Annotated in this window: 18 protein-coding genes and 1 pseudogene; 12 read left to right on the top strand and 7 right to left on the bottom strand. The window is 73.2% G+C overall.

Going from position 1 to position 23,404, the window contains the following annotated elements; genetic code table 11:
• The first annotated feature begins 131 nt into the window (after positions 1-131).
• Positions 132-2,954: a DEAD/DEAH box helicase gene (locus tag JNW98_RS12665; RefSeq protein WP_223768272.1), complete on the top strand. Its 2,823-nt coding sequence runs from the start codon at positions 132-134 to the stop codon at positions 2,952-2,954.
• Between the two features lie 145 nt (positions 2,955-3,099).
• Positions 3,100-3,414: pseudogene (locus tag JNW98_RS12660) on the top strand (ATP-binding cassette domain-containing protein); the annotation flags it as partial.
• A gap of 19 nt (positions 3,415-3,433) precedes the next feature.
• On the opposite strand, the gene JNW98_RS12655 reads toward JNW98_RS12660, so the two are convergent.
• From JNW98_RS12655 to JNW98_RS12645, 3 genes are all read right to left on the bottom strand, one after another.
• Positions 3,434-4,438, bottom strand: a complete 1,005-nt coding sequence (locus JNW98_RS12655) for a hypothetical protein (RefSeq protein WP_223768271.1) — start codon at positions 4,436-4,438, stop codon at positions 3,434-3,436.
• Positions 4,439-4,643: 205 nt separating this feature from the next.
• The gene (locus JNW98_RS12650) at positions 4,644-5,513 is read right to left on the bottom strand and encodes a siderophore-interacting protein (RefSeq protein ID WP_223768270.1); all 870 of its coding nucleotides are present in this window, start codon (positions 5,511-5,513) and stop codon (positions 4,644-4,646) included.
• A 59-nt stretch (positions 5,514-5,572) separates the two neighbouring features.
• On the bottom strand, positions 5,573-6,493 hold the full coding sequence (locus tag JNW98_RS12645) for a 5'-3' exonuclease (protein WP_223768269.1): 921 nt from the start codon (positions 6,491-6,493) through the stop codon (positions 5,573-5,575).
• Positions 6,494-6,711: 218 nt separating this feature from the next.
• On the opposite strand from JNW98_RS12645, the gene JNW98_RS12640 reads away from it, so the two are divergent.
• From JNW98_RS12640 to JNW98_RS12630, 3 genes are all read left to right on the top strand, one after another.
• Positions 6,712-7,743, top strand: coding sequence for a quaternary amine ABC transporter ATP-binding protein (locus tag JNW98_RS12640; protein WP_223768268.1), 1,032 nt, complete (start codon positions 6,712-6,714; stop codon positions 7,741-7,743).
• Positions 7,736-9,538, top strand: a complete 1,803-nt coding sequence (locus JNW98_RS12635) for an ABC transporter permease/substrate binding protein (protein WP_223768267.1) — start codon at positions 7,736-7,738, stop codon at positions 9,536-9,538. The genes JNW98_RS12640 and JNW98_RS12635 overlap by 8 nt, the downstream gene beginning before the upstream one ends.
• 260 nt (positions 9,539-9,798) lie before the next feature.
• Positions 9,799-10,536, top strand: coding sequence for a helical backbone metal receptor (locus JNW98_RS12630; RefSeq protein ID WP_223768266.1), 738 nt, complete (start codon positions 9,799-9,801; stop codon positions 10,534-10,536).
• Here JNW98_RS12630 and JNW98_RS12625 read toward each other — a convergent pair.
• Positions 10,463-11,632 (bottom strand): TDT family transporter, encoded by a 1,170-nt coding sequence (locus JNW98_RS12625; protein WP_223768265.1) that lies wholly within the window; start codon positions 11,630-11,632, stop codon positions 10,463-10,465. The two genes, JNW98_RS12630 and JNW98_RS12625, sit on opposite strands and share 74 nt — an antisense overlap.
• Positions 11,633-11,702: 70 nt before the next feature.
• Here JNW98_RS12625 and JNW98_RS12620 point away from each other — a divergent pair, with 70 nt between their 5' ends.
• The 3 genes from JNW98_RS12620 to JNW98_RS12610 all read left to right on the top strand — a co-directional run bounded on the left by JNW98_RS12620 (position 11,703) and on the right by JNW98_RS12610 (position 14,923).
• On the top strand, positions 11,703-12,635 hold the full coding sequence (locus JNW98_RS12620) for a LysR family transcriptional regulator (protein WP_223768264.1): 933 nt from the start codon (positions 11,703-11,705) through the stop codon (positions 12,633-12,635).
• Between the two features lie 173 nt (positions 12,636-12,808).
• The gene (locus tag JNW98_RS12615) at positions 12,809-14,554 is read left to right on the top strand and encodes a S8 family serine peptidase (protein ID WP_223768263.1); all 1,746 of its coding nucleotides are present in this window, start codon (positions 12,809-12,811) and stop codon (positions 14,552-14,554) included.
• Between the two features lie 90 nt (positions 14,555-14,644).
• On the top strand, positions 14,645-14,923 hold the full coding sequence (locus tag JNW98_RS12610) for a hypothetical protein (RefSeq protein ID WP_223768262.1): 279 nt from the start codon (positions 14,645-14,647) through the stop codon (positions 14,921-14,923).
• Here the strand turns inward: JNW98_RS12610 and JNW98_RS12605 are convergent.
• Both JNW98_RS12605 and JNW98_RS12600 read right to left on the bottom strand, forming a co-directional pair.
• The gene (locus JNW98_RS12605; RefSeq protein WP_223768261.1) at positions 14,908-15,711 is read right to left on the bottom strand and encodes a gamma-glutamyl-gamma-aminobutyrate hydrolase family protein; all 804 of its coding nucleotides are present in this window, start codon (positions 15,709-15,711) and stop codon (positions 14,908-14,910) included. The genes JNW98_RS12610 and JNW98_RS12605 overlap by 16 nt on opposite strands.
• A gap of 190 nt (positions 15,712-15,901) precedes the next feature.
• The gene (locus JNW98_RS12600; RefSeq protein ID WP_223768260.1) at positions 15,902-16,633 is read right to left on the bottom strand and encodes a FadR/GntR family transcriptional regulator; all 732 of its coding nucleotides are present in this window, start codon (positions 16,631-16,633) and stop codon (positions 15,902-15,904) included.
• 87 nt (positions 16,634-16,720) lie between these two features.
• On the opposite strand from JNW98_RS12600, the gene JNW98_RS12595 reads away from it, so the two are divergent.
• The 4 genes from JNW98_RS12595 to JNW98_RS12580 all read left to right on the top strand — a co-directional run bounded on the left by JNW98_RS12595 (position 16,721) and on the right by JNW98_RS12580 (position 21,860).
• The gene (locus tag JNW98_RS12595) at positions 16,721-18,088 is read left to right on the top strand and encodes a glutamine synthetase family protein (RefSeq protein ID WP_223768259.1); all 1,368 of its coding nucleotides are present in this window, start codon (positions 16,721-16,723) and stop codon (positions 18,086-18,088) included.
• A gap of 11 nt (positions 18,089-18,099) precedes the next feature.
• Positions 18,100-19,455, top strand: coding sequence for an aldehyde dehydrogenase family protein (locus tag JNW98_RS12590; protein WP_223768258.1), 1,356 nt, complete (start codon positions 18,100-18,102; stop codon positions 19,453-19,455).
• A gap of 228 nt (positions 19,456-19,683) precedes the next feature.
• On the top strand, positions 19,684-20,469 hold the full coding sequence (locus JNW98_RS12585) for a 3-oxoacyl-ACP reductase (protein WP_223768257.1): 786 nt from the start codon (positions 19,684-19,686) through the stop codon (positions 20,467-20,469).
• A gap of 110 nt (positions 20,470-20,579) precedes the next feature.
• The gene (locus JNW98_RS12580; RefSeq protein WP_223768256.1) at positions 20,580-21,860 is read left to right on the top strand and encodes an HAD family hydrolase; all 1,281 of its coding nucleotides are present in this window, start codon (positions 20,580-20,582) and stop codon (positions 21,858-21,860) included.
• A gap of 20 nt (positions 21,861-21,880) precedes the next feature.
• Here JNW98_RS12580 and JNW98_RS12575 read toward each other — a convergent pair whose 3' ends face one another.
• A complete protein-coding gene (locus JNW98_RS12575) occupies positions 21,881-23,098 on the bottom strand; it encodes an alanine racemase (protein ID WP_223768255.1) in 1,218 nt (405 codons plus the stop codon).
• Positions 23,099-23,404 lie beyond the last annotated feature (306 nt).

The following is a 23,404-nucleotide window of genomic DNA, read 5'->3' as shown; positions in this document are numbered from 1 at the left end:
CCTGGGGCTGCGCCCCAGACCCCGAAACCGCGCTCCGCGCGGTTGTCCACAAACGCCGGACGGGCTGGGTGGTGCCTGAGCCAGTAAAGATCGCGTGCCTGTCCGACCCGCCCGGTAGGCTCGTAGACAAGATGACCGACGACATGTCCCCTGCTGAGCGCTATGCCCTGGCGAAGCGGCGCGCCGCGGAGCAGGCCACCGCGCTGGCCTCCTTCCGCGAAATGTACGACTTCGAGCTGGACGCGTTCCAGATCGACGCCTGCAAGGCCCTGGAGGCCGGAAAGGGGGTGCTGGTCGCGGCGCCGACCGGCTCCGGCAAGACCATCGTGGGCGAGTTCGCCGTCCACTTGGCCCTCCGCGAGGGCCGCAAGTGCTTCTACACCACCCCCATCAAGGCGCTGTCCAACCAGAAGTACAACGACCTGGTGAAGCGCTACGGCGCCGCCAAGGTCGGACTGCTGACCGGTGACAACAGCGTCAACTCCGACGCCCCGGTGCTCGTGATGACCACCGAGGTGCTGCGGAACATGCTGTACGCCGGCTCGCAGGCCCTGAACGGGCTGGGCCACGTGGTCATGGACGAGGTGCACTACCTCTCCGACCGCTTCCGCGGCGCCGTCTGGGAAGAGGTGATCATCCACCTCCCGGAGTCGGTGACGCTGGTGTCCCTGTCGGCGACCGTCTCCAACGCCGAGGAGTTCGGCGACTGGCTGGACACCGTCCGCGGCGACACCGAGGTGATCGTCTCGGAGCACCGGCCGGTGCCGTTGTGGCAGCACGTGCTGGCCGGGCGGCGGATGTACGACCTGTTCGAAGAGAAGACGGGTCCGGACGGCACGCCCGTCACCGGGCGCCGGGAGGTCAACCCGGACCTCGTCCGGCTGGCCCGGATGGAGAACAGCCGGCCGCTCGGCCGCGACCGCCGCCGCGGCAAGATGCTGCGCGAGGCCGACCGCGAGCGGGAGCGGCGTCAGCGCAGCCGGATCTGGACCCCCAGCCGGGTCGAGGTCATCGAGCGGCTGGACGCCGAGGGCCTGTTGCCCGCCATCACCTTCATCTTCAGCCGCGCGGGCTGCGAGTCCGCCGTCCAGCAGTGCCTCTACGCCGGGCTGCGGCTGAACGACGACGACGCCCGGCGCCGGGTGCGCGAGATCGTCGAGGAGCGCACGGCCGCGATCCCCGACGAGGACCTGCACGTCCTGGGCTACTTCGAGTGGCTGGAGGGGCTGGAGCGGGGCATCGCCGCGCACCACGCCGGCATGCTGCCGACCTTCAAGGAGGTCGTGGAGGAGCTCTTCGTCAAGGGTCTGGTCAAGGCGGTCTTCGCCACCGAGACGCTGGCCCTGGGCATCAACATGCCCGCCCGGTCCGTGGTGCTGGAGAAGCTCGTCAAGTGGAACGGCGAGCAGCACGCGGACATCACCCCCGGTGAGTTCACCCAGCTGACCGGCCGGGCCGGCCGGCGGGGCATCGACGTCGAGGGGCACGCGGTCGTGCTCTGGCAGCGAGGCATGGACCCGGGCGCCCTCGCCGGCCTGGCCGGTACTCGCACGTACCCGCTCCGGTCGAGCTTCAAGCCGTCGTACAACATGGCGGTCAACCTCGTCTCCCAGTTCGGCCGGCACCGGTCGCGGGAGCTGCTGGAGACCTCGTTCGCCCAGTTCCAGGCGGACCGTTCGGTCGTCGGCATCTCGCGTCAGGTGCAGAAGAACGAGGAGGGGCTCGCGGGCTACCGCGAGGCGGTCACCTGCCACCTCGGCGACTTCGAGGAGTACGCGCGGCTGCGCCGTGAACTCAAGGAGCGGGAGACCGAGCTGGCCAAGCAGGGCGCCGCCCAGCGCCGGGCCGCCGCTGCCGCCGCCCTGGAGAAGCTCAAGCCGGGCGACGTCATCCACGTCCCGACCGGCAAGTTCGCCGGGCTCGCCCTGGTCCTGGACCCCGGGCTGCCCGGCCGTACCGACCGGCACCGGGGCTGGGACGCGTACGACGGGCCGCGCCCGCTGGTGCTCACCGCCGAACGGCAGGTCAAGCGGCTCGCGCCGCTCGACTTCCCGGTGCCCGTCGAGCCGCTGGAGCGGATGCGCATCCCGCGCACGTTCAACCCGCGGAGCCCGCAGTCCCGGCGCGACCTCGCGTCGGCGCTGCGCACCAAGGCCGGGCACATCGTGCCCGAGCGGCACCGCAAGGGCCGGTCGGCGGCGGTCGACGACGCCGAGATCTCCCGGCTGCGGACGGCGCTCCGGGCGCATCCGTGCCACGGCTGCGACGAGCGCGAGGACCACGCCCGGTGGGCCGAGCGCTACCACCGGCTGCTGCGGGACACCCGGCAGCTGGAGCGGCGGATCGAGGGCCGGACGAACACCATCGCCCGGACCTTCGACCGGATCTGCGCACTCCTGACCGAGCTCGATTACCTCCGGAACGGAGAGGTGACCGAGCACGGCCGGCGGCTGGCCCGGCTCTACGGTGAGCTGGACCTGCTCGCCTCCGAGTGCCTGCGCGAGGGTGTCTGGGACGGCCTGGCCCCGGCCGAGCTGGCGGCCTGCGCGTCCGCGCTGGTCTACGAGGCGCGGATGAGCGACGACGCGGTGGCGCCCAAGCTGCCCTCCGGCGCGGCGAAGGCGGCGCTGGGCGAGATGGTCCGCATCTGGGGCCGGCTGGACGCGCTGGAGGAGGCGCACCGGATCAACCAGGCGGAGGGCGTGGGCCAGCGCGAGCCCGACCTCGGGTTCGCCTGGGCCGCCTACCGCTGGGCGTCCGGGCACGGGCTGGACGAGGTGCTGCGGGAGATCGAGATGCCCGCCGGCGACTTCGTCCGCTGGTCCAAGCAGCTGATCGACGTCCTCGGGCAGATCGCGGCCGCGGCGCCGCACGGCAGCCCGGTCGCGCGGAACGCGCGCAAGGCGGTCGACGGGCTGCTGCGCGGGGTGGTGGCCTACTCGTCGGTGGGGTGACAGCCGCGCCGCCGGTTCCCGCCGGAGAGCCCGTCCCGGAAGTCTTCCGGGACGGGCTCTTTCGCGTTGCCGCGTCCTTGCGGACCCGCGTTCCCACGTCCTCGCGTTCCCACGTCCTCGCGTTCCCGCCGTCCGGCGAAACGCGATACATCGCGGGCTGACCAAGACCTACCCCGGCGGGGTGACCGCCCTGGACGGGCTCGACCTGACCGCCCGGGCCGGCACCTTCTTCGGGCTCCTCGGCCCCAACGGTGCCGGGAAGTCCACCACCGTCAAGATCCTCACCACCCTGGCCCGGCCCGACACCGGCACCGCGTCCGTCGCCGGCCACGACGCCCTCCGCCGGCCCGAGCGCGTACGGCGCGCCATCGGTGTCGTCGCCCAGCGCTCCGGCGCCGACCCGACGGCCACCGGCCGCGAGAACCTGCTGCTCCAGGGCCGGTTGTACGGACTCTCGGGTGGGGGCGGGAACGTGTGGCTCACCAGGACTCGTCGGGCCGCTTCCGTGCCCGCCGTCGGCGGCCGACCAGGAAGTAGGTGACCGAGGCCGCCAGCAGGGCCGCGGCGGAGGAGATGGCGACGATCGTGCCGGTGCCCGGGCCGTCGCTGTCGCTCGCGCCCGCCTGGTCGCCTCCGTCGGATCCGTCTCCGTCAGGGGCGGTCTCGCTGGTCCGGTCGACGATCTCCTTGTACGCGCGGGGGCCGGCGCAGAAGTCGCGGTTGGCCGGGTCCATGGCCTTCGGGACGGTCAACTTCACCGACTCCAGGGGCGAGTCCTCCTCCTCGTCGCCCCCGCCGGCCACGAGGTCCACGGCGTAGGTGCCGGGCTGGACGTCGCAGCGCACCATGCCCGCGAGGTCCGTCCACCAGCCCTCGCCCTTGCCCTCCTTGAAGTTCTTCGCCAGGCGCTTGACGGGGGTGACGAAGGCGGGGGAGCGGAGGACGAGCGCGTCGTGCGCGTCGAGGGTGGCCCGGTCGGTGGTGATGGTGAACACGGCCTCGTCGCCGCGCTGCGGCTCCCGGCCGCCGGGCCGGAGCCGCAGCGCGGTGGGTCCGGCCGGGGCGGGCGAGGTGCCGTCGCAGGTGCCGGTGCGCCCTCCGGTCACGGTCACCCGTGTGGTGGCGGCGGGCTTCCCCTCGCCGTTCAGGAGGACGGTCACCGGGTGATCGCCGGGGCGGGCGTCGCAGCGGATCCGGCCGCGTACGGACAGGGTGGTGTCGTCGGCCTTGTTGTGGCCGAAGTCCTTCTTCACCACGGTGATCTTGGAGGTGAAGGCGGGGGAGCGGACGACCACGGAGTCGACGTGCTCGGCGGTGGCGTCGTCGAGGGATACGACGAACTCGACGTCGCCGCCGGGGGGTGCGGGGTCCGCGTGGGTGATCTGCGTGTCCGGGCCGGCGGGGGCGGCGGCCGCCGGGCCGGACGCCAGCAGGGCGAGGGTCACGGCGGCCGTGCTCGCCAGGGGTATCCGTGCGGGGCGCATGGCGCTGAGCCTATCCCGCCGGGTGGTGGGTGGAGGGGGCGTGGTGGGTGCGCCCCGGTCCCACCCCTTCGCCGTTTCCTGGGGCTGACGCCCCATGGCCCCCGAAACCGCGCTCCGCGGTTCTCCTCAAACGCCGGACGGGCTGGGAGGGGCGCCGGTTGTCCTCAGGCGCCGGACGGGCTGGGAGGGGGCGCCGGGGGGGGGCTCAGACGCCGGACGGGCTGAGCTGTGCGCCCTCCTGCTCCGCCTCCACCTGCTGGTTCCACTCCCGCTTCGAGGCCTGCCAGCCGTCCTCGTCGTGGCCCCGGCGCCAGTAGCCGGAGATGGAGAGGCGCTCGCGGGGGATCTCGCGGTCCATGCGGAGGTAGCGGCGGAGCTCCTTGACGAAGCCGGCCTCGCCGTGGACGAAGGCGTGGACGTCACCGGGCGGGAAGTCGAGGGAGCGGACGGCGGTCACCAGGAGCTCGCCGACGGGGGCGGTGCCGCGGTGGAGCCAGACGACCTCGATGCCGGGGGCGAGGTCGAGCTTCTGCTCCTCGTCCGCGTCGGCGATCTCGACGAACGCCCGGACGGTGGCGTCGGGCCGGGTGGCCGAGAGGTGCTCCAGCGCGGCGGCGATGGCGGGCAGGGCACTCTCGTCGCCCGCGAGGAGGTGCCAGTCGGCCGCCGGGTCGGGCGCGTAGGCGCCGCCGGGGCCCATGAACAGCACCTCGGTGCCCGGCTCGACGCGCGCGGCCCAGGGGCCGGCCAGGCCCTCGTCGCCGTGGACCACGAAGTCGACGACGAGTTCGCGGGCGAGGCGGTCGAAGGAGCGGACCGTGTACGTGCGGGTGCGGGGCCACTGGTCGCGCGGCAGGTCCCGGCGGACGGCCTCCATGTCGAAGGGCTCCGGGTAGGCGACGCCCTCGTAGGGGAAGAGGATCTTGATGTAGTGGTCCGTGTACGCGCCGGCCGCGAACGCGTCCAGGGCCTCACCGCCCAGGACCACCCGCGTCATGTGCGGCGTCAGGCGCTCGGTGCGCACGACGTGCGCCCGGTGGACCGGGCGTTTCCTCGGGGCGGGGCGGTCTGCCATTGGACGGTCTCCCTGAACACGCGGGCTGCTGATCTTAGTTAGGAATGCCTAACCTAACACTACCCCGAAAGGGCCGAGAGCAGCCGCTGCAAGGATCCGCCCAACCCCCACCGCCGAGCCAGCACCTCCAGCGCCCGCGCGTCGCGCGGAGCCGCCGGCAGGGCCGCGTCGAACGGCGGCAGCGCCACGTCGGACGCCACCCGCACCACCTTCGGCGCCACCGCCAGGTACGGGCGCGCCTCGTCCAGTCGCCGGCGTTGCGCAGGGGTCAGCCGTGACGCGGGATCGTCGACGGCCGCGAGGATGCCCGCCAGGTCGCCGTACGAGGCCAGCAGCTTCGCCGCCGTCTTCTCGCCGACCCCCGGCACGCCGGGCAGCCCGTCGCTGGGGTCGCCGCGCAGCAGCGCCAGGTCGGCGTAGCCGGAGCCGTCCACCCCGTACTTCTCCCGCAGTACCGCCTCGTCCACCATCTGGAGCGTGCCGACGCCCTTCACCGGGTACAGCACGCGTACGCCGCGGGCGTCGTCGACCAGCTGGTAGAGGTCCCGGTCGCCGGTGACCACGTCCACCGGTCCCGCGGCCCGCGCGGTGAGGGTGCCGATCACGTCGTCGGCCTCGTACCCCGGCGCGCCGACGCGCGCGATGCCCACCGCGTCCAGCACCTGCTCGATCACCGGCACCTGCGGGGAGAGGGTGTCCGGCACCTCCTCCTCGTCCGTGCCCTCCGCCACTTCCTCCGCTACCCGGTGCGCCTTGTAGGACGGGATCAGATCCACTCGCCACTGTGGGCGCCAGTCCTCGTCCATGCAGGCCACGAGGTCGTCCGGGTGGTGGTCCTGGACGAGGCGGGCGATGAAGTCCAGCAGGCCGCGCACCGCGTTCACGGGCGTGCCGTCGGGGGCGCGCACCGACTCCGGCACGCCGAAGTAGGCGCGGAAGTAGAGGGAGGCGGTGTCGAGGAGCATCAGGCGTCGCGTCACACTCCGATCATGCCGTACGCCACTGACACACCTCCGGCCTCATGTGAACTGGATCACTCTTCCGTTTGCTCCCGATAAACGGGGGCAGGCGCGGCCGCGGAGCGGACCCGCCTGTGCCGGAAGCGGCGCGTGCGGGACGCGGGCCCGATGCCCGTCCCGCTCCACGGCCGCCCGCCGGGGGGAGGCGGGCGTCACCAGGTTCGACCCGTGAGGTGTATGTGTCCAGGCTGAAGGCCGAGCACTTGTACAAGGTGTTCGGCAAACGACCCGAAGCCGCCGTCAAGCGGCTCGAAGGCGGCGCGAGCCGCGACGAGCTGCGTGCGGACGGCACCACGGCAGCCGTGATCGACGCCTCGTTCGAGGTCGAGGCCGGCGAGATCTTCGTCGTGATGGGTCTCTCGGGCTCCGGCAAGTCCACCCTGCTCCGGATGCTCAATGGCCTCCTGGACCCCACCTCCGGCCGGGTCTCCTACGACGGGCGCGACCTGACCGCCCTCACCCCCGCCGAGCTGCGCGAGGTCCGCTCGCGCAACATCAGCATGGTCTTCCAGCACTTCGCCCTCTTCCCGCACCGCAGCGTGCTGGAGAACGCGGGCTACGGCCTGGAGGTGCGCGGCGTCCCGCGCGCCGAGCGCGAGCGGCGGGCCGCCGAGGCCCTGGAGCTCGCCGGGCTCGGCGGCTGGGAGCGTTCCTGGCCCGACGAGCTCTCCGGTGGCATGCAGCAGCGCGTCGGCCTCGCCCGCGCCCTCGCCACCGACGCCGACCTGCTGCTGATGGACGAGTCCTTCAGCGCCCTCGACCCCCTGATCCGCCGTGACATGCAGGACCAGCTGCTGGACCTGCAGAAGCGGCTCAAGAAGACCATCGTGTTCATCACCCACGACCTCAACGAGGCCATGCGCCTCGGCGACCGCGTCGCCGTCATGCGCGACGGCCGCATCGTCCAGAACGGCACCGCCGAGGACATCCTCGTCCGGCCCGCCAACGACTACGTCGCCTCCTTCATCCAGGACGTCGACCGCTCGCGGGTGCTCACCGCCGGCTCCATCGCAGAGCGGGGCGACGACGCGGACGCCGTCACCACGGTCGCCGCGGACACGCCGCTGGCCGACCTCTTCGCCCCGCTCGCCCTCGGCACCGGACCGGTCGCCGTCACCGGCGCCGACGGCGCCCCGGCGGGGGTGGTCACCCGGGACCGGCTGCTGGCCGCGCTCGGCGAGCAGCCGGCGGGGGTGACCGCCGGTGCCTAGGATCAAGCTCGGCTCCTGGGCGCAGTCCGCCGTGGACTGGCTCCAGAACCACCTCTCCTGGCTCTTCGACGCCATCAGCACCGTCCTGACCGGCCTCTACGACGCGGTCCACGCGGTGCTCGGCGCGCCCGACGCGCTGCTGATGGCGGGCATCCTGGCCGTCGTCGCCTGGTGGCTGCGCGGGCTGCTCGCCGCCGTGTTCGCCTTCGCCGGCCTCGCCCTGATCGACTCCTTCGGGCTCTGGGACGAGGCCACGGCGACGCTGTCGCTCGTCCTCGTCGCCAGCTTCCTCACCCTGCTGCTCGCGGTGCCGCTGGGCATCTGGGCCGCCCGCGACGAACGCGTCAGCCGGGCGCTGCGGCCGGTGCTGGACCTCATGCAGACGATGCCGGCGTTCGTCTACCTGATCCCCGGCGTGATGTTCTTCTCGATCGGCCCGATCCCGGGCCTGTTCGCCACGATCATCTTCTCGATGCCGCCCGGCGTCCGGATGACCGAGCTGGGCATCCGCCAGGTGGACGGCGAACTCGTCGAGGCCGCCCGGGCGTTCGGCACCACCCCGCGGCACACCCTCACCCGCGTCCAGCTGCCGCTGGCGCTGCCCACCATCATGGCGGGCGTCAACCAGGTGATCATGCTCGCGCTGTCCATGGTCGTCATCGCGGGCATGGCCGGCGCCGGCGGCCTCGGCGAGACGGTGTACGCGGCCGTCACCCAGGTCGACATCGGCGGCGGTGTGGAGAGCGGCCTCGCGGTCGTCGTCCTCGCCATGTACCTGGACCGGATGACCGGCGCGCTCGGCAAGCGGGTCTCCCCGCTCGGCCGCCGGGCCGCCGCCAAGTCCCCGTCCGGTGCCCGGCCCTCCGCCGTGCTCAACTACCGGCCCGGCACCGCCGTCGCCACCGTCGGCGTCGTCGTCCTCGCGCTCGTCGCGGGCGGCATGCACCTGGCCGGCGGCGAGCGGGAGAGCGTGGCCGCCGGGGCCGACATCGGCCGCGGCAAGAAGGTGAAGATCGGTTACTTCCCGTGGGACGAGGCCGTCGCCACCACCTACCTCTGGCAGAACGTCCTGGAGGCCCGCGGCTACAAGCCCGAGGTCAAGCAGCTCGACCCCGGTCCGCTGTACACGGCGCTGGCGCAGGGGCAGATGGACGTCCAGTTCGACTCCTGGCTGCCCACCACGCACCAGCAGTACATGGACCGGTACGGCGACAAGCTCAGCGACCTGGGTTCCTGGTACGGGCCCACGTCCCTGGAACTGACCGTTCCGTCGTACGTCAAGGACGTGGACTCGCTGGAGGACCTCAAGGGCAAGGCCGGGAAGTTCGGCGGGAAGATCGTCGGCATCGAGGCCAGCGCCGGCATGATGGGCAAGCTCAACGGCAACGTCCTCAAGGACTACGGCCTGGACGGCGAGTACAAGGTCGTCTCGTCCTCCACCTCCACGATGCTCGCCGAGCTGGACCGGGCCATCAAGAACAAGCAGCCCGTCGTCACCACCCTGTGGTCGCCGCACTGGGCGTACGGCACCTACGACCTCAAGAAGCTCAAGGATCCCAAGGGGGCCTGGGGTAAGGGTGAGGAGCTGCACGTCGTCGGGAAGAAGGACTTCGCCGCCGATTTCCCGCGGATCGCGGAGTGGGTGAAGGGCTTCAAGATGACCGAGAAGGACCTCGCCTCCCTGGAGGCGGAGATCCAGAAGGGCGGCAAGGGGAAGGAGAAGGCTTCGGCCGGGCGTTGGCTGGATGCCCGTCCTGGGCTGCTGGACAAGTTGGCGCCGGTGAAGACTTCCTGAGGGGGCGCCTGCGGCGGGCTGTGCCCCGGCCCCGCCCCTTCGCCGATTCCCGGGGGCGAGCCCCCGGACCCCCTGAAACCGCGCTCCGCGCGGTTGTCCTCAAACGCCGGACGGGCTAGATCAGCCCGTCCGGCGTTTCAGGACGAGCGGCGGAGCCGCGACAAGGGGGTCTGGGGCGCAGCCCCAGGAAACGGCGAAGGTGGGGGTACCCCCTCTGGGGGAGGGACCGGGGCACCCTTCCCCCGGCGTACGGTGGGGCGGTGACCAGCCGCCGTACCGTACGCCGCGTCGTCTCGCTCGTCCCGTCCCTCACCGAGGCCGTCGCCGCCACCGCGCCCGAACTGCTCGTCGGCGCCACGGACTGGTGCGAGCACCCGCCCGGGCTCGACGTGGTCCGGGTCGGGGGCACCAAGAACCCCGACGTCGCGCGGATCGCCGCCCTCGCCCCGGATCTGGTCGTCGCCAACGAGGAGGAGAACCGCGCCCCCGACCTCGCCGCCCTGCGTGCGGCCGGACTTGAGGTGCTGGTGACCGAAGTGCGCACGCTTGAGCAGGCGTTCGGGGGGCTGGAGCGGCTGCTCGTCGGCGGCTGCGGGCTGGCGTCGCCCGGGTGGCTGGCGGACGCGCGGGACGCCTGGCGGGATGTGGGGGCGGCCCCCGTGCTGGAGGCGGTGGTTCCGGTGTGGCGCCGGCCGTGGATGGTGCTCGGCCGGGACACCTTCGCCGGGGACGTCCTCGCCCGGCTCGGCGTCCGCCACGTGTACGCCGGCCACGCGGAGCGCTATCCGCGCGTCCCGCTGGAGGAGCTGCGGGCGAGCGGCGCGGACCTCGTCGTCCTGCCCGACGAGCCGTACCGCTTCACGCGCGACGACGGGCCCGAGGCGTTCCCCGGGCTCCCCGCCGCGCTCGTCAGCGGCCGGCATCTCACGTGGTACGGGCCGTCGTTGACGCGGGCGCCCGAGGTGCTGGGACGGGCGCTGCGAACAGCCGTCCGCTGACCAGCCCGGCCGCGGTCTGTACGGCCGCGACCGCCCAGGCCGCCACCAGCACCGCGTACATGGCGACCGCGAGCCAGGTCAGGGCGTGCAGCCCGGTGTGGCGCGCCAGCCCGGCGGCGCCGGTGACGCAGGTGCCGACCGGGAAGGTGAACGCCCACCAGGTCATCGCGAAGCCCATGCCCGAGCGGGCCGCCCGGACCACCATGGCGGTGGCGAAGGCCAGCCACAGCAGGGCGAAGCCCATGACCGGCACGCCGTAGAGCACCGCGAACGCCGTCATCGCCGCCGGGTACGGGCCGCCGACCGCGGCCGGGGCGGCGTCGGCGAGGTTGTTCACCGCCGTCGTGGACTGCCCCAGCGGCCCCAGGACGAGGAACAGCGTCGGGGTGAGGGCGAGCGGCAGCGGGCCGTGGTGGACCAGCCGGGAGAACAGCACCGGCAGGATCACCAGCGTCATCAGCAGGCTCAGCCCGAACAGCGCGTAGCAGCCGAGCAGCATGGCCTCCCGCGCCTGCCCGGCCGGCAGGTGGGCGACGAGCGCCGGGCCGAGCGCGGCCGACACCATGGGCGCCACGACGGGCAGCAGCCACACGGGCGAGGCGCCGTCGGGCGCGACGCGGTGCCGGGTCACCATCAGGTACGGGATGCCGGCGGCGGCCGCCAGTCCGGTGACCGTACCCGCCGTCCACAGCACCGCGTCCGCGGCCACCGCCGCCCGTTCGCCGACGACGCCCGCGCCCACGGAGAGCGTCGCGCCGCCGACCGCCAGCAGGGCCATCGCCAGGCAGCCGTAGAACGGCGCGACCGCCGGGTCGGCGAGGTGCCGGGCCGCCTGGTCCCGGTGGCGCACCCAGTGCGCGGCCCGGGCGGCGAGGAGGACGGCGAGGGCCGCCGCGGCCAGTGCCCAGACGGCCTCCAGGGCCGGGCGCGGCAGCGCCCGCCCGGGGAGCGCGGCGCCGGCGCTCGCCACGATGGCGGTGCCCATGACGGTGGCGTACCAGTTCGGGCCGAGGTGGCGCAGCCGGCGGACGCCGGGGGCGGGGGCGGGGGCCGCGAGGGGGGTGGGGGCTGAGGTGAGGGAACCGACCGTGCTCATGTCTCCACGGTCACCTTTCCGGCCCGCCCTCACCAGGGACTCCGTGCCTATGACCACATAACCTGGACTTATGACCGACCCGACGGTTCCGCACCGGCCGATCGCCGAGCGCGTCCCCGACCTCGCCGCCCTGGAACTGCTGCTCGCCGTCGCCCGGCTGGGCAGCCTCGGTCGCGCGGCCCGCGAGCTGGGCATCACCCAGCCCGCCGCGAGCGGCCGGCTCCGGGGCATGGAGCGGATGCTGGGCGTCGCCCTGGTGGAACGGTCGCCGCGCGGCTCCCGGCTCACCCCGGCCGGCGTCCTGGTGACGGACTGGGCGCGCCGGATCGTCGAGGCGGCCGAGGCGTTCGACGCCGGGGCGCAGGCGCTGCGCACGCGCCGGGACTCGCGGCTGCGGGTCGCGGCGAGCATGACCATCGCCGAGTACCTGCTGCCCGGCTGGCTGATCGCGCTGCGCACGCAACGGCCGGGGACGGCCGTCTCCCTGTTCGCCGGCAACTCGGCGGCCGTGGCGGCCCGCCTCCTCGCGGGCCGGGCGGACCTCGGCTTCGTCGAGGGCCTGGAGGTGCCGCCCGGCCTCGACGGCGCCGTCATCGGCCACGACCGGCTCGTCCTGGTCGCCGCGCCCGGTCACCCCTGGGCCCGCCGCCGGGCCCCCCTCGCCCGCGCCGAGCTCGCCGCCGCCCCGCTGATCCTGCGCGAGAGCGGCTCCGGCACCCGCCAGGTCCTCGACGCGGCCCTCGCCGCCGAGGACGGCCCGGCGCCGCCGCTGCTGGAACTCGCCTCCACCACGGCCGTCAAGGCGGCGGTGGTGAGCGGCGCGGGCCCGTCCGTCCTCAGCGAACTGGCCGTCGGCGACGAGCTCGCCGCCCGCCGCCTCGTCGAGGTCCCCGTCGCCGGACTCTCGCTGCGCCGCGACCTCCGCGCGGTGTGGCCGCTGGGGCAGCGGCCGGTGGGGCCGGCGTGGGATCTGCTGGGGCTGACGCGGGGGGAGGCGCGGTAGGCGTAGGCGCAGGCGTAGGGGCGAGGGCGGGGGCCTATGCCACGAAATGCCGCATTCCGCAACCCGGATTAGCCTGAAAGTGGTCGCGCTCGCGTCAGAACCGAGCCGAAAACCTCACGCGCTGAAACCTTCAAGCACGCGCTGAAACCTCAAGCGAACCCACGGGGGCGATCATGGAATATCGCAAGCTCGCACCCTCACTCGCCGCCGCCTACCAGCGGTACCACCAGGACGACGTCTCCTCCCTCCGCCGCCAGTCCGCCTCCCTGGGCTGGGTCTCCGTGGACGAACCGGCGAAGCCGACCCGGGCCGTCGTCTCCCTCATCTGCACGCCCGACGCCACGCTGGACGACGTCAAGCACGAGGGCCTGCGGATCAACCAGGGCGGCAACCGGATCCGCACCGCCATCGTCCCCTTCGACGGCCTGGAGACCCTCGCCGAGCACGACGGTGTCGAGCGGATCGTCTCCGCCCACCTCCTCCGCCCGTACCTCGACGCCGCCCGCGCCGGCGTGGGCGTCGACACGTTCCAGAACACCACCGGCCTGACCGGCAAGGACGTGCTCGTCGGCATCGTCGACACCGGCATCGATCCGCACCACCCCGCCTTCACCGGCCGCATCGAACGGATCTGGGACCAGACCCTGCACGGGCACGGCGTCCCGGAAGGCGCCTTCGGCCTGGAGCTCAAGGGGTCCCAGCTCACCCAGTCCCGCGACACCGAAGGCCACGGCAGCCATGTGAGCGGCATCTCCGCCGGCGCCGAGCCCGTCTTCCGGGGCGTGGCCCCCGACGCCCGCATCGTGGCCGTCAAGACGAACTTCCTCGACTCCGGCATCACCGCCGGCATCCAGTACGTCTTCCGCCTCGGCCGCGAGATGGGCCTGCCGACCGTGGTCAACCTCAGCCTCGGCGGACACTACGACCCCCACGACGGCAGCGACGCCCTCTCCCTGTCGGTCGACGAGGAGACCGGCCCCGGCCGCCTCGTCTGCTGCGCCGCCGGCAACGAGGGCACGGACGACATCCACGCCCGCGTCCCCGTCCACGGAACGGCGGTGAAGTCCCTGCCGTGCATCCCCGACGTCAAGGGACGGCGCCACGACTTCATGCTCAACGGCTGGTACGCGACCGACAGCCGCTTCGAGGTCGCCGTCGCCGCGCCCTCCGGGCACAGCACGGACTTCCAGGGCCCGATCCCGACCACCGAGAACTCCGCCATGACCTACGACCTGCCCGACGGAAAGGTGGAGATCGCCACCCCGGAGACCAATACCCTCAACGACGACCGCAACTTCTTCATCATGGTCAGGCCCGAGGAACACTCCCTCGCCCCCGGCCTGCTGCCCACCTGGCAGCTGCTCGTCCGCGGCGTCGGCGCGGCCGACCGCGGCACCGTCGACGTCTGGATCCTGGACAAGAGCGGCCACGCCCGCTTCAACGGGCCGATGACGTCCGACGACATGAAGATCGGCTCCCCGGGCTGCGCCTCCTCCGCGATCACCGTCGCCGCCTACGCCACCAGGACGACCTGGGAGGACATCGACCACGACACGTTCTCCGCCCCCTGGCTGCGCCTCGACGACATCGCCGACTTCAGCAGCGAGGGACCGCTGCGGGACGGCGCCAGGAAACCCGACGTCACCGCGCCCGGCGCGATGATCGTCTCCGCCCTCTCACAGGACTCCGCGCCCGAGCGCGAGCTCACGCTCGACACCGAGCACGTCGCCATGCAGGGCACCAGCATGGCCTGCCCGTTCCTGGCCGGCGTCTGCGCGCTGCTGCTCGAACGGGACGGCGACCTCGACCCCGCGCGCGTCAAGGAGCTCCTCAAGGCACACTCCGCCCGGCCGCACGCCGAGGCGGGGGAGTTCGACGAGAAGTGGGGCTTCGGCCTGCTCGACGTGGCCGGGCTGTGAGAGCCGGCCCACGAGCCGGGCTGTGAGAGCCGGCCGTGAGCCGGACTGTGAGAGCCGGCCCGCGAGCCGGACTGTGGGAGGCTGCGGCGCATGGACTACGGCAAGCTCGACGCTCCGCTCGCCGTCCGGCTGGCCTCGGCGGCGGACGACGACGCTGCGCGGGTCTTCCCCGTGCTGATCCGCCTCACCGCCCCGCCGTCGGCGGAGCAGCTCGCCACGCTGCGTGCGGCGGGCGTCGTCCGCGTCCCCGAGGGACGGCGGACGGTGTCCGCCGACCTCTCCCGCCGGGACCTGGAGCGGCTTTCGGCCGAGCCGTGGGTGCAGGCCGTGTCCCTGTCGGGGGAGCGGCGGCCCTACGGGGCCCGGTGACGGCCGGAGGCGCCCCCGACGGCGTCGGGTGACGGCACCGCGGCCGCCGCGACCAGCCCCCGGATCAGGCGGAGGTCGTCGCGGACCTCCGGATGCCACTGCACGCCGACGGCGAAGCGGCCGTCGGGGGACGGGAGTTCCAGGGCCTCGATGGTGCCGTCCTCCGCGTGGGCCGAGGCGACGAGGCCGCGGCCGAGCTGGGCGACGCCCTGGTGGTGATGGGTGGCGACGTCGACCGGCAGCGGCATCAGGCGGGCCGTCAGGGTGCCGGAGACCATCTCGACGAGGTGGTCGGCGAAGGTGCCGACGCGAGGGTTGTGGCCCTTGTGGCCCACGGTTTCCGGCAGGTGTTGGTTGAGGGTGCCGCCGGCGTGGACGTTCATCAGCTGCATGCCCCGGCAGATGCCCAGCACCGGGATGCCGCGCCGCAACGCCGCGTCCAGCAGCGCCAGTTCCCACAGGTCGCGCTCCGGGACCGGGCGGCCCGTGCGCGGGTGCGGCTCCTCGCCGTAGAGGACGGGGTCCACGTCCTCACCGCCCGCGAGGACCAGGCCGTCGAGGCGGGCGACGAGCCCGGGCGCGGCGTCCGGGGCGTCGGGCGGCAGCATCGCGGCCAGGCCGCCCGCCCGCTGGACGTACTCCACGTACGTGCTCGGCAGCAGCGCCGCGTGCTGGTCCCAGGCGACGCCCCAGCGGGCGCGGGTGAAGTAGGTGGTGACCCCGATCAGCGGCTGATGGGTCCGGGGCGTCCGAGGGGTGGGGTCGGGTCGGTTGTGCCGGCTTGTCACGTACCCTCGCGTCCTTGTCACGTGCCCTCGCGTCCTTTCCGGTGGGGGAGACCGGCGGCCGGCGGTGGCCCGACGCCGTCGGGGCTCGCAAAGGTCGCCTCCCGTACCTTTGCCCGGGGACGGCGTGTGACGCAACCCCCGCGCGCCGCGCGCCCCTTGGACGCGCCGTCCGCCGCCGCGCCCCGCCGCCCTACGTGAGGAAGCCCCGCAGTAGGGCCGCGGTTCCCGCGCAGTGCTCCCGCATGGCCGCGCGCGCCGCGTCCCGGTCGCCGCGGAGCACGGCCTCGGTGAGGGCCGCGTGCTGGCGCTGCGAGTGCTCCAGGTTGCGGACGAGCAGTGGGATGCAGTCGAGGAGTTGGTTGACGGTGGCCCGCACCGCCGAGTAGTGGGCGGCCAGCGAGGGCGAGCCGGACAGCTCGGCCAGGGTGAGGTGGAAGAGCGTGTCGTGGCGGCGGTAGTCGTCCGGGGCGGCGTCGCGGGTGGCGGTCAGGGCCTCGCGCAGCCGGTCCGCCGCGTCCGGCGGGAGCGGCCGGGCGGCGGCCAGTTCGGCCGCGCCGAGCTCCAGGACCTCGCGGAACCGCAGGGTGTCCGCCACGTCCACGTCCGCGACCCGGCGGCGCAGTTCGGCCGCGTCCGCCGTCGGGGCCGGCGCCGGGCGCGCGTGGACGAACGTACCGCCGTACCGGCCGCGCCGGCTCTCCACCAGTCCCTGCTCGTGCAGCACCCGCAGCACCTCGCGGAGCGTCACCCTGCTGATCCGCAGCCGCTCGGCCAACTCCCGCTCCGACGGCAGGCGTTCGCCGTCGGCCACCAGGCCGAGACGTATGATCCGCAGTATCCGCTCCAGGGCCTCCTCGAAGCCGTTGCCCGCGTGGACCGGCCGCAGGACCGCCGACAGCCGGTCGGCCGCGCTCCCGTTCATCGGACCCCTTCCCAACCAATGGTCTACCGGCATACCTTAAGACCTCCGGTCGCACCGCACGGACCGCACCGACAGGGAGGCTCACCCGTGGCAGACCGCACGCCCCCGCTCAGCGTCGACGAGCTCCGCCGGCTCGTCGACGCCGGGGAGACCGACACCGTCGTCCTCGCCTTCACCGACATGCAGGGACGGCTCCAGGGCAAGCGGTTCGCCGCCCGCTTCTTCCTCGACGACGTGCTGGAGAACGGCACCGAGGGCTGCAACTACCTGCTGGCCGTGGACGCGGACATGAACACCGTCGACGGCTACGCCATGGCCTCCTGGGAGCGCGGCTACGGCGACTTCGCGATGCGCCCGGACCTGTCCACCCTGCGCCGCACCCCCTGGAACCCGGGCACCGCCCTCGTCACGGCCGACCTCGCCTGGCACGACGGCTCCCCGGTGCTCGCGTCACCCCGGCAGATCCTCCGCCGCCAGCTCGACCGGCTCGCCGAGCGCGGCTGGACCGCCCAGGTGGGCACGGAACTGGAGTTCATGGTCTTCAAGGACACGTACGAGGCGGCGTGGAACGGCGGGTACCGGGGTCTCACCCCCGTGAACCAGTACAACGTCGACTACTCCGTCCTCGGCACCGGCCGCGTCGAACCCCTGCTGCGTCGCATACGCAACGAGATGGGCGCCGCCGGACTCACCGTCGAGTCCGCCAAGGGCGAGTGCAACCTCGGCCAGCACGAGATCGCTTTCCGCTACGACGAGGCCCTCGTCACCTGCGACCAGCACGCCGTCTACAAGACCGGCGCCAAGGAGATAGCCGCCCAGGAGGGCATGGCGCTCACCTTCATGGCCAAGTACGACGAGCGCGAGGGCAACTCCTGCCACATCCACCTCTCGTTGCGCGACGAGGCCGGGCGGCCGGTGCTCGCCGACGACGACGGCCCGTACGGCATGTCGCACACCATGCGGCACTTCCTCGCCGGACAGCTGGCCGCGCTGCGGGAGTTCACCCTCCTCTACGCGCCCAACATCAACTCGTACAAGCGGTTCCGCCCCGGCTCCTTCGCCCCGACCGCCGTCGCCTGGGGACCGGACAACCGCACCTGCGCCCTCCGCGTCGTCGGCCACGGCCGCTCCCACCGCTTCGAGAACCGCCTCCCCGGCGGTGACGTCAACCCCTACCTCGCCGTCGCCGGCATGATCGCGGCCGGTCTGCACGGGGTGGAGAACGAGCTGGAGCTCCCCGAGGTGTGCACCGGCAACGCCTACGCCGGTGACGCCCGGCACGTTCCCGCGACACTCCGTGAGGCGGCGGAGCTGTGGGAGGGCAGCGCCCTGGCCCGTGCCGCGTTCGGGGACGAGGTGGTCGAGCACTACCTGACCATGGCCCGGGTCGAGCAGGAGGCGTACGACTCCGCCGTGACGGACTGGGAGCGCTACCGCTCCTTCGAGCGCATGTGAGGGCCGTTCCGATGGAACTGGAAATTCTCAATCCGGCGACCGAGGAGGTCGTCGCCACCGTCCCCGCCGCCACCGCCGAGGACGTGGACGCCGCCGTCCGGCGGGCCGCCGACGCCCAGCGCGGCTGGGCCGCCCTCGCCCCCGGTGACCGCGCCCGGCTGCTCCGCCGCTTCGCCGGCGTCGTCGACGCCCACCTGGAGGAACTGGCCCAACTGGAGGTCCGCGAGGCCGGGCACCCGGTGGGCAACGCCCGCTGGGAGGCGGGCAACGTCCGCGATCTGCTCGACTACGCGGCCGGTGGTGTCGAACGGCTCACCGGCCGGCAGATCCCGGTGGCCGGCGGCCTGGACGTCACCTTCCACGAGCCGCTCGGCGTCGTCGGCGTCATCGTCCCGTGGAACTTCCCCATGCCCGTCGCCGCCTGGGGCTTCGCCCCCGCCCTCGCCGCCGGCAACGCCGTCCTCCTCAAACCGGCCGAGACGACGCCGCTCACGGCCCTGCGGCTGGCGGAGCTGGGAGTGGAAGCCGGGCTTCCGGAGGGCCTGCTCCAGGCGCTTCCCGGGACCGGTCCGGTGGCGGGGAACGCGCTGGTCGAGCATCCCGGCGTCGCCAAGATCGTCTTCACCGGTTCCACGGGTGTCGGCAAGCGGATCATGGCGAAGTGCGCCGAGCGCGTGAAGCGGGTGACCCTCGAACTCGGCGGCAAGAGCGCCAACATCGTCTTCGCCGACGCGGACGTCGAGCGCGCCGCCGCGTCCGCTCCCGGGTCGTTCCTCGACAACACGGGCCAGGATTGTTGCGCGCGGAGTCGCATCCTCGTCCAGCGGCGTGTGTACGACCGCTTCATGGAGCTGCTGGAACCGGCCGTCCGGTCCGTCGTCGTCGGCGATCCGGCCGATCCGGCCACGGGGATGGGCCCGCTGATCTCCGCGGCCCACCGGGAGCGGGTGCGCTCGTACGTTCCGGAGTCCGCGCCCGCCGCGATCCGGGGGGAGGCCCCGGGCGGGAAGGGGTTCTGGTACCCGGCCACCGTGCTGGAGGGCTCTGCCGGGGATCGGGTGGCGCGCGAGGAAGTGTTCGGGCCCGTCGCCGTCGTCATCCCGTTCGAGGACGAGGCGGAGGCGGTGCGGATCGCCAACGCGACGGATTACGGACTGTCCGGTTCGATCTGGACGCGGGACGTCTCGCGGGCGTTGCGGGTGTCGCGAGCCGTCGCGGCCGGGAATCTGTCCGTGAACTCGCACAGTTCCGTGCGGTATTGGACGCCCTTCGGGGGGTTCAAGCAGTCTGGGTTGGGGCGGGAGTTGGGGCCGGATTCGGTTGCGGCGTTCGCTGAGGTGAAGAACGTTTTTGTTGCGGTGGAGTGAGGTGCCCCGGTCCCGCCCTTTCGCCGTTTCCTGGGGGCTGCGCCCCCAGACCCCCTTTCGCGGCTTCGCCGCTCGTCCTCAAACGCCGGACGGGCTGAGACAGCCCGTCCGGCGTTTGAGGACGAGCGCGCGGAGCGCGGTTTCGGGGCCTGGGGCGCAGCCCCGGGAATCGGCGAAGGAGCGGGACCGGGGCACCTCCCAGCTCACCCGCCTACCGAAAGGAATCGCGTGACCGACAACACCCCCACCTGCCACCGCCTCCCCGGCCGAACAGCCGTCATCACCGGCGCAGCCGGCGGCATCGGCCTGGCCACAGCCCGCCGCCTCGCGTCGGAAGGCGCGCGAGTCGTCTGCGCGGACATCGACGAGAAGGCGGGCCAGGCGGCAGCGAACGAAGTAGGCGGCCTCTTCGTCCGCACGGACGTCACCGACCCCACCCAAGTGGAAGCCCTCTTCAAAGCCGCGAACGACACCTACGGCTCAGTGGACATCGCGTTCAACAACGCCGGCATCTCCCCGCCCGACGACGACTCCATCCTCACCACCGGCCTGGACGCCTGGAAGCGCGTCCAGGAGGTGAACCTGACCTCCGTCTACCTCTGCTGCAAGGCGGCCCTGCCGTACATGCGCGCCCAGGGCAAGGGGTCGATCATCAACACGGCGTCGTTCGTCGCGGTGCTGGGCTCGGCGACGTCGCAGATCAGCTACACGGCGTCCAAGGGCGGCGTTCTCGCCATGTCCCGGGAGCTGGGCGTGCAGTTCGCGCGGGACGGGATCCGGGTGAACGCGCTGTGCCCCGGGCCCGTCAACACGCCCCTGCTCAAGGAGCTCTTCGCCAAGGACCCGGAGCGGGCCGCGCGGCGCCTGGTGCACGTGCCGGTCGGCCGGTTCGCGGAGGCGGAGGAGATCGCCGCGGCCGTGGCGTTCCTCGCCAGTGACGACGCGTCGTTCGTGAACGCGGCGGAATTCCTGGTGGACGGGGGCATTTCGGGGGCGTATGTGACCCCCCTGTAACAGCGGATGCTCCGCCTGTAAGGTCCATGACCAGACGCCCGGAGTCGAACGTTCCCGTTCGGCTCGGGCGTGTGTCCTGCCCTTTCAGCACCGAGCACCGAAGAGAACGCATGCGCACGAAGTACGCCATCGCCGCCGGCTTCCTGGTCACCGCAACCCTCGCCACCTCGGCGCCCGCCGCGGGCGCGGCCCCGGCGGCGCACGGCGCCCGGCCGGCCGCCCACTGCCCCCAGCTGGACAAGAACATCGCGTGGTTCGGCACCAACCGCGCCAAGCTCCAGCGCATGATCGACGAGCGCGGCACCTGCTCGGGCCGGACCGGCGCCCGTCCCGTCGCCGCGTTCGACTGGGACAACACCGTCGTCAAGAACGACATCACCGACGCGACCCTCGCCTGGTCGCTGAAGCACGACAAGATCCTCCGGCCGAAGAGCTGGAAGGACACCAGCAAGTGGCTGACCCCGGCCGCCGACCGGGCGCTCACCGCCGCCTGCGGCACCTCCGTGCCGGCCGGCAAGCCGCTGCCCACCTCGAAGAACGTCCGCTGCGCGGACGAGATATTCGAGATCCGCGAGAAGTCGAAGACGATGGCCGGCGAGCCGGCGTTCGCAGGCGACTGGAACCACCGCCGTACCGTCCCCGCGTACGCCTGGATCCCGCAGCTGTTCTCCGGCCACACCCCGGCCGCGCTCTCCTCCTTCGCCCGCAAGGCCCGCGCCGAGCAGCTCGCCGCGCCCGTGGGCAGCAAGCAGACCGTCGGCACCCACACCATCGCCGGCTACGTCCGCTACTACGACCAGCAGAAGGACCTGATCCGCACGCTCAAGGCGGCCGGCTTCGACGTCTACATCGTCTCCGCCTCCTCCGAGCCCATCGCCGAGGCCTGGTCCGGTGGCGTCGGCCTGGACCGCGCCCACACCATCGGCATCCGCAGCATCGTCAAGCACGGCCGCCTCACGCCTGGCATCAAGGGCTGCGGCGACGTCAAGGACGGCATGGGCGAAGCCCTGCCGTACATGGACGGCAAGCGCTGCATGATCAACGAGCACATCTTCGGCATCAAGGGCGCCAAGGCCTGGAAGCAGCAGGACTTCCGCCACCGCATCGCCCTCGGCGCCGGCGACGCCGACACGGACGTCACCTTCGTCGGCGACGCCACCGGCGCCCACCTGGCCATCAACCGCAACAAGGCCGAGCTGATGTGCCGGGCGTACGACAACGAGGACGGCCGCTGGGTCGCCAACCCGATGTTCATCGACCCCATGCCGCGCAAGACCGGCACCTACCCCTGCGCCACCGCCGGTTACACCCGCCCCGACGGCACCCTCGCCCCCGTCCGCCGCACGGACGGCTCGGTGATCCCGGACCAGAAGGACGCCGCTTCCCTCTGAGGTCCCTCGGCGTACCGGGGTCAGAGGAACGTTTTCCCCTCGCCCCGGTACGTCGGCACCGTCTCCGTCACCCGGTCGCCGTCGATCAGGTGCAGGGCGGCGAAGCGTTCGCAGAGTTCGCCGGCCTTGGCGTGGCGGAACCAGACCTTGTCGCCGATCAGCAGGTCGTCCGCCGGGGGACCGAGCAGCGGGGTCTGGACCTCGCCTGCGGCCTCCTGGCGGGACAGGCGCAGGCCCGCCGGGAGGTGGGGAACGGGCAGGCGGTCGGGGCCGGACGGGCCGGAGGCCGGGAGGCCGCCGCCCAGGGCGGTGACGACGCCGGGGCCCGGCCGGCGGACCACCGGCAGCGCGAAGAGGGCGGCCGGGCGGCCCGTGAAGCCGGTGTAGTGGTCGAACAGGCGGGGTTGGTACAGCCCGGAACCCGCCGCCACCTCCGTCACCGCCGCCTCGGCCGCCGTGTGGTGGACGCTGCCCGTCCCGCCGCCGTTGACGAACTCCAGGTCCGCGACGGCCCGGACCGCCCGGACGGCCTCCGCCCGGCGTGCCGCCAGCTCTCGCCGGGAGACCGACTGGAGCAGCCGGACCGCCCGGGAGCGCAGCGGCCGGCCCGCCACCGCGTCCCCCACCCCCGCCACCTGCGCCTCGTACGCCATCAGGCCCACCAGCCGGAAGCCGGGGCGGCGGACGACGGCGCGGGCCAGCGCGGCCAGCCGGGCCGGGTCGTGCAGCGGCGAACGCAGGGCGCCCACGCGGAGGCGGCCGGCCAACAGGCGGAGGGAGGTGTCCAGTTCGAGGCACACCCGTATCTCCTCGCGTCCCGTCCGGGCCGCGTCGATCAGCGCCAGCTGCGCCGGGTCGTCCACCGTCACCGTGACCGCGCGGGCGAGCCGGGCGTCGGACGTCAGCTCGGCGAACGCGGCCCGGTCCGCGGACGGGTAGGCGAGCAGCACGTCGGCCACGCCCGAACGGGCCAGCCACAGCGACTCGGCGAGCGTGTGGCTCATCACCCCGGCGAACCCGTCGTGTTCCAGTACCCGTTCCAACAGGGCCCGGCAGCGAACCGACTTGGTGGCCACCCGGACCGGCTTGCCCCGCGCCCGCCGCACGAGATCCGCCGCGTTGGCGTCGAACGCCCGCAGGTCGACCACGGCCAGCGGCGCGTCGAGGTGCGCGGTGGCCCGGTCGTAGCGGACCCGGTCGGTGAAGGCGCCGGTGGCGTGCGCGAAGACGGGCGTCATGGCGGGCAGCTTGCCAGAGCGGATTACCGCTGGGTAGGGGTGTGGGTGGAGGAGTGGGGATGCCGGGGACGCCTGCGGATGGCCTCCGGGACGGCGTGCCCCGTAGAGTGACGCGCGCCGTGGATCATCACGGCCAACGCACAGCGCGGGGAGGCCGGGCGCGACGGCAACCGGCCCGCCCCGCAGGGCAGTCGAGAGGCCGGCGGCGGCAGTCTTACGGGCGGCAGTCTTACGGGCGGGGGAGCGCAGGGTGGGCACCGAAGCGGAACAGCTGTGGCGGTCCGCGCCCGCGCCCGTGCCCGCGCC

The sequence above is a fragment of the Streptomyces huiliensis genome, assembly GCF_020037025.1.
GTDB classification, from domain to species: domain Bacteria; phylum Actinomycetota; class Actinomycetes; order Streptomycetales; family Streptomycetaceae; genus Streptomyces; species Streptomyces huiliensis.
This window is presented reverse-complemented; position numbering and strand designations above follow the sequence as displayed.